4 protein-coding genes are annotated in these 4693 nt (G+C 64.6%); 3 read left to right on the forward strand and 1 reads right to left on the reverse strand.

Annotated features, from left to right (window positions below):
• Nucleotides 1-547 precede the first annotated feature (547 nt).
• The 3 genes from G6030_RS13630 to G6030_RS13640 all read left to right on the forward strand — a co-directional run bounded on the left by G6030_RS13630 (nucleotide 548) and on the right by G6030_RS13640 (nucleotide 3569).
• Nucleotides 548-757, forward strand: a complete 210-nt coding sequence (locus G6030_RS13630; RefSeq protein WP_007625927.1) for a heavy-metal-associated domain-containing protein — start codon at nucleotides 548-550, stop codon at nucleotides 755-757.
• An 86-nt stretch (nucleotides 758-843) separates the two neighbouring features.
• Nucleotides 844-3216 carry a heavy metal translocating P-type ATPase gene (locus G6030_RS13635; RefSeq protein WP_182643494.1) on the forward strand — a complete coding sequence of 791 codons (2373 nt, stop codon included), beginning with the start codon at nucleotides 844-846 and terminating at the stop codon, nucleotides 3214-3216.
• Nucleotides 3213-3569, forward strand: a complete 357-nt coding sequence (locus G6030_RS13640) for a metal-sensitive transcriptional regulator (RefSeq protein WP_017838595.1) — start codon at nucleotides 3213-3215, stop codon at nucleotides 3567-3569. Before G6030_RS13635 ends, G6030_RS13640 begins: the two co-directional genes overlap by 4 nt.
• Before the next feature lie 840 nt (nucleotides 3570-4409).
• Here the strand turns inward: G6030_RS13640 and G6030_RS13645 are convergent.
• Nucleotides 4410-4693 (reverse strand): hypothetical protein (locus G6030_RS13645; RefSeq protein ID WP_182643495.1); only part of this gene is annotated, 284 nt, incomplete at its 5' end.

The following is a 4693-nucleotide window of genomic DNA, read 5'->3' on the forward strand; positions in this document are numbered from 1 at the left end:
GTATCAATGTCACCGACGCCTACGCCAAGTCGTTCCAGCACAGCAGCAACCGGGGCGACGTGGTCAAGGTCATCAATACCGTCGGACCGACGCTTCCCGGGACCGACGGGCTGGGCGACTGGAACATCCCGTGGGAAACCTGGCGTGCTGGAAATGCCGACCTAGCCTAAGAGGCCCTCGGCCAGGGTTCCGAACAATTGGTTGCGGATACAGACATGGCCGGGTGTTGGCCTGCGTTAATACGCGTCGCCCGTCTCTATGACGAACTGCTCGACTGCGGCAGCAAGGGCCTGGTTCGCGCTGCACCGCCAGCACGGTGAGCTCGTCTCCGCGCTTCCAAAGACCTTGCCGCCACGGCTCTTGCGCCCGCCTACTGGTCAATCCATACGGCGTCCGGGCGATCAGAGTGCAGGCGGAGTGAGCCGCGGACACAAGCGAACATCACCCTTGACCAATACCCCTACGGGGTATAGGTTCATTGGTGTTCGGATTGATCCGAGCCATCGGATGTCTCAACGAACTACACCCGTCAACGGAAGGAGCCGTCATGGCTACCAGCACCAAGGAGTACACCGTCCAGGGCATGACCTGCGGACACTGTGAGTCGTCGGTCAAGGAGGAAGTCGGCGAAATCGCGGGCGTCTCCATGGTGGAGGCCTCGAGCAAGACCGGAACGGTGTCGGTCTCCGGCGAGGGCTTCACCGACGAGCAGGTCGTCGCCGCCGTCAAGGAAGCCGGCTACACCGTCACCTCTTGACGCGAAGCGATCTCGCCAGCCCCAGCAGCTGGCGAGATCCCTGGCCCCGAGCACACCACCCGTTCACCGTGAAGGATTGATCCTCGATGACCCAGACTCAACCCTCCCAGATGCACCCCGCGGTGGATCTGATCGACATAGATCTGGGCGTCACGGGCATGACCTGCACTTCGTGCTCGGGGCGGGTCGAGCGCAAGCTCAACAAGCTCGACGGGGTGGACGCCACGGTCAACTTCGCCACCGAGTCCGCGTCCATCTCCTTCGACCCGAGCAAGGTCGACACGGACGCGCTCATCGAGACCGTGCGCGGTGCGGGATACGACGCGTTCACGATGAAGAATGACGACGACCAGGCTGTGGACGCAACTTCCGCAGGTGGCGGCGCCGGTCCCCGAGACCAGATCGAGGAGGCCAGGGAACGCGAGACCGCAGACCTCAAACACCGTCTGATTGTCTCGGCTGCACTCACGGTCCCGGTGGTCTTGCTGAGCATGATCCCGGCACTGCAGTTCACCAATTGGCAGTGGGCCGTGCTGACCATGGCCACCCCCATCTTCTTCTGGGGAGGCGCACCCTTCCACAAGGCCACCCTCGCCAACCTGCGGCACGGCTCGTTCACCATGGACACCCTGGTCTCCATGGGCACGGCGGCCGCCTACCTCTGGTCACTGTGGGCACTGTTCCTCGGCAACGCCGGCATGCCCGGCATGACCATGGAAGTGCATCTGCTGCCCACAAACTCCACGATGGACGAGATCTATCTGGAGACCGCCGCCGTGGTGATCTCCTTCCTGCTGCTGGGCCGCTGGTTTGAAACCAAGGCCAAGGGGCAGTCCTCCGCCGCACTCAAGGCGCTCCTCGACATGGGAGCCAAGGACGCCGCCGTCCTCCGCGACGGCGTCGAGGTCCGCATCCCCGTGGGTCAGTTGAAGGTCGGCGACATCGTCGTGGTGCGCCCGGGCGAAAAGATCGCCACCGACGGTCGCGTCACCGAGGGTTCGTCCGCGATCGACGAGTCCATGCTCACCGGCGAATCCGTCCCGGTTGAGGTCACGTCCGGCTCCACGGTGACCGGCGCAACCATGAACACCTCGGGAAGACTGCTGATCGAGGTCACCCGCACCGGCGAGAACACCACACTGTCCCAGATGGCCAAGCTGGTCACCGAGGCGCAGTCCAAGAAGGCCCCGGTCCAACGACTGGTCGACCGCATCTCGCAGGTCTTCGTGCCCATCGTGATCGTCATCGCGATCATCACCCTGCTCGTGCACTTGTTTGTGGTGGGAGCGGGACTGGCCACCGCGTTCACCGCCGCCGTGGCCGTGCTCATCATCGCCTGCCCGTGCGCACTGGGCCTGGCCACTCCCACCGCACTCCTGGTCGGTACCGGCCGCGGCGCCCAGATGGGACTGCTCATCAAGGGGCCCGAGGTCCTAGAGTCCACCCGGCGCGTCGACACCATCGTCATGGACAAGACCGGCACCGTCACCTCCGGAGTGATGTCCGTCAGCCAGGTCACCACTGCCGCCGGATTCGACCGGACGGATCTGCTGGTCAAGGCCGCTGCGGTGGAGGCCGCGTCCGAGCACCCGATCGCCCAGGCCATCGCCCGCGAGGGTGCAAAGAGTCTGGCGGGCGAGGGCCCCGTGGCCGACAGGGAGGCCGGATCCGCCATTCTGCCGGAGGTCACCGGGTTCACCAATACTGCAGGCCGTGGCGTCACGGGCACCGTCGACGGTGCCGTGGTGACCATTGGTCGCCCTGAGGGCTCCCTGCCGGCGGACCTGCGGACCGCGTTCGACGATGCCCAGAAGCAGGGCGGCACCCCTGTGGTCGCCCAGATCGACGGCACCGTCGCGGGCGTGATCACCGTCCGCGACACCGTCAAGCCCACCTCCGCCGAGGCGGTAGCCGGACTCAAAGCTCTCGGATTGACCCCGTGGCTGCTCACCGGCGACAACGCCGGAGCCGCACGTGTCGTGGCCAGCGAGGTCGGCATTGATCCGGCCAACGTGATCGCCGAGGTCATGCCCCACGACAAGGTCGCCCAGATCGAGAAACTGCAGGCCAAGGGCAAGAACGTCGCCATGGTCGGCGACGGCGTCAACGACGCGGCAGCTCTCGCCCGGGCCGAGCTCGGACTGGCGATGGGCGCCGGCACGGACGTGGCGATCGAAGCCTCCGACATCACTCTGATGAACGACGACCTGCGATCCGCCGTGGACGCGATCAGGCTGTCACGCCGGACCCTGGGCACCATCAAGGGCAACCTATTCTGGGCGTTCGCCTACAACCTCGCACTGATCCCCGTCGCTGCGATCGGACTGCTCAATCCCATGCTCGCAGGCGTCGCAATGGCGTTCTCGAGTGTGTTCGTGGTGACCAACTCCCTACGCCTGCGCGGGTTCACCTCAAGCCACGCGACCCCCAACCACGACCAGACCAGGAGCCAGTCATGACGGATACCCCGGACCTCGCCATCGACCCTGCAGCCGAGCACGATGCCGAAGCCGCTGGCTGCGAGACCCACAGTCACCACGGCTACATGAAGGAAAAGGACCGCTACAAGGCCCGGCTCAAGCGGATCGAGGGCCAGGTGCGGGGCATCCACCGCATGATCGATGAGGAGCAGTACTGCATCGACATCCTCACCCAGGTCAGCGCCATCAATTCCGCACTGCGCAACGTCGCCCTCGGCCTGCTCGACGACCACATGCGCCACTGCGTCGCCGACGCAGTGAACGAGTCCGACGAGGCCGCAGAGATCAAATTCAAGGAAGTGGCCGACGCCATCGCCCGCTTCTCCCGCTAAGCGGGGGCGGGTAGGTGCATGGGAGGCCCCGGCAAGGTCGCGAGCAGGATGCTTCGCGGATGTAGCCGAGCCCCGAAATTCGGTGAACACGCCTCACCAACATACCCCGTTGGGGTATAGTTTGCGGGTGGGAAAGCCAATGAACTCGCACGGCAGAAACCAGGAGAGAACATGACATCTGATCGAATTCAGGATCCGGTCGACGCCGCCGGTTAGCTCGACGAACTCGCGGGCCCTATCCCGGGCTGGCAACCCGGTTGTTCCAATCGTGCCAGGCCATCACCGCAGGTCGTCACCGAAAAAGCCTTCGGGTTCGAGCAATGTGGCTACGAAGTCGGGCCAAAGGCAGCTCACCCTGGCCCACGCCCTTGGGCGCCCGAAAGACCAGCAGCGGCGGAGGGTGCTTCCATCGTTCCGAGCGCCCTAGAAGGGAGCCGCCATCATCGTGGCGCCAGCCCGAACCACTCCCCTGACGAACATCTTGAGCAAACCTTCACACAATCTCCACCACAATCCGCTGGCTCACCCACGATCCTGACTGTCGGCCGGACCCCAGAACGCCAGGACGTGCGTCATCACCGACGGGAACGGCGATCCTGGGATGGGCGGTGTCACGAACGTGGTCGGCCGAGCACAGATGTCAGCACGATTCGATACCCTGCGGCGGTATCGGCTCGTGGCCCGGAGCAACTGCTACTTGGCCCCACGGGAAGAGATGTCCATGACCCCTAGAACACATCATGCGCTAGGGCTCACCGCTGTCAGGGAATCATGTTCTTGCTGTTTCACTCCCTCGAAACTCCTGCATATCGAAGCTGCCGGACGCATGCCGCTCGAAGATCACGCCAACCAGGTGGCAATGGACAAGACGGAAGGGACCAAATGAATCAGTCGCACGATCATCATGACCACGCCCACAGTCACGGATCCGGCGGAGCCGCGGCCGGGCACCTCAACGAGCGAGACACGGCGGTAGCTGAGCACCATCACCCGGACGGGCCCCAGGAGACGACGGGCCACGCCCATGCGGGGCAGCATCACGCTGGCCATGAAGACCATGGCGGTCATGCGGGGCACGGAGACCATGTCGGGCAGTTCCGACGGCTGTTCTGGATCATGCTCGT

The sequence above is a fragment of the Dietzia sp. E1 genome, assembly GCF_014145015.1.
Taxonomy (GTDB): Bacteria; Actinomycetota; Actinomycetes; order Mycobacteriales; family Mycobacteriaceae; genus Dietzia; species Dietzia cinnamea_A.

Excerpts from the sequence above, each read along its gene's own strand:
- G6030_RS13630 (WP_007625927.1), top strand. The coding sequence starts at position 548 with ATGGCTACCAGCACCAAGGAGTACACCGTCCAGGGCATGACCTGCGGA.
- G6030_RS13635 (WP_182643494.1), top strand. The coding sequence starts at position 844 with ATGACCCAGACTCAACCCTCCCAGATGCACCCCGCGGTGGATCTGATC.
- G6030_RS13640 (WP_017838595.1), top strand. The coding sequence starts at position 3,213 with ATGACGGATACCCCGGACCTCGCCATCGACCCTGCAGCCGAGCACGAT.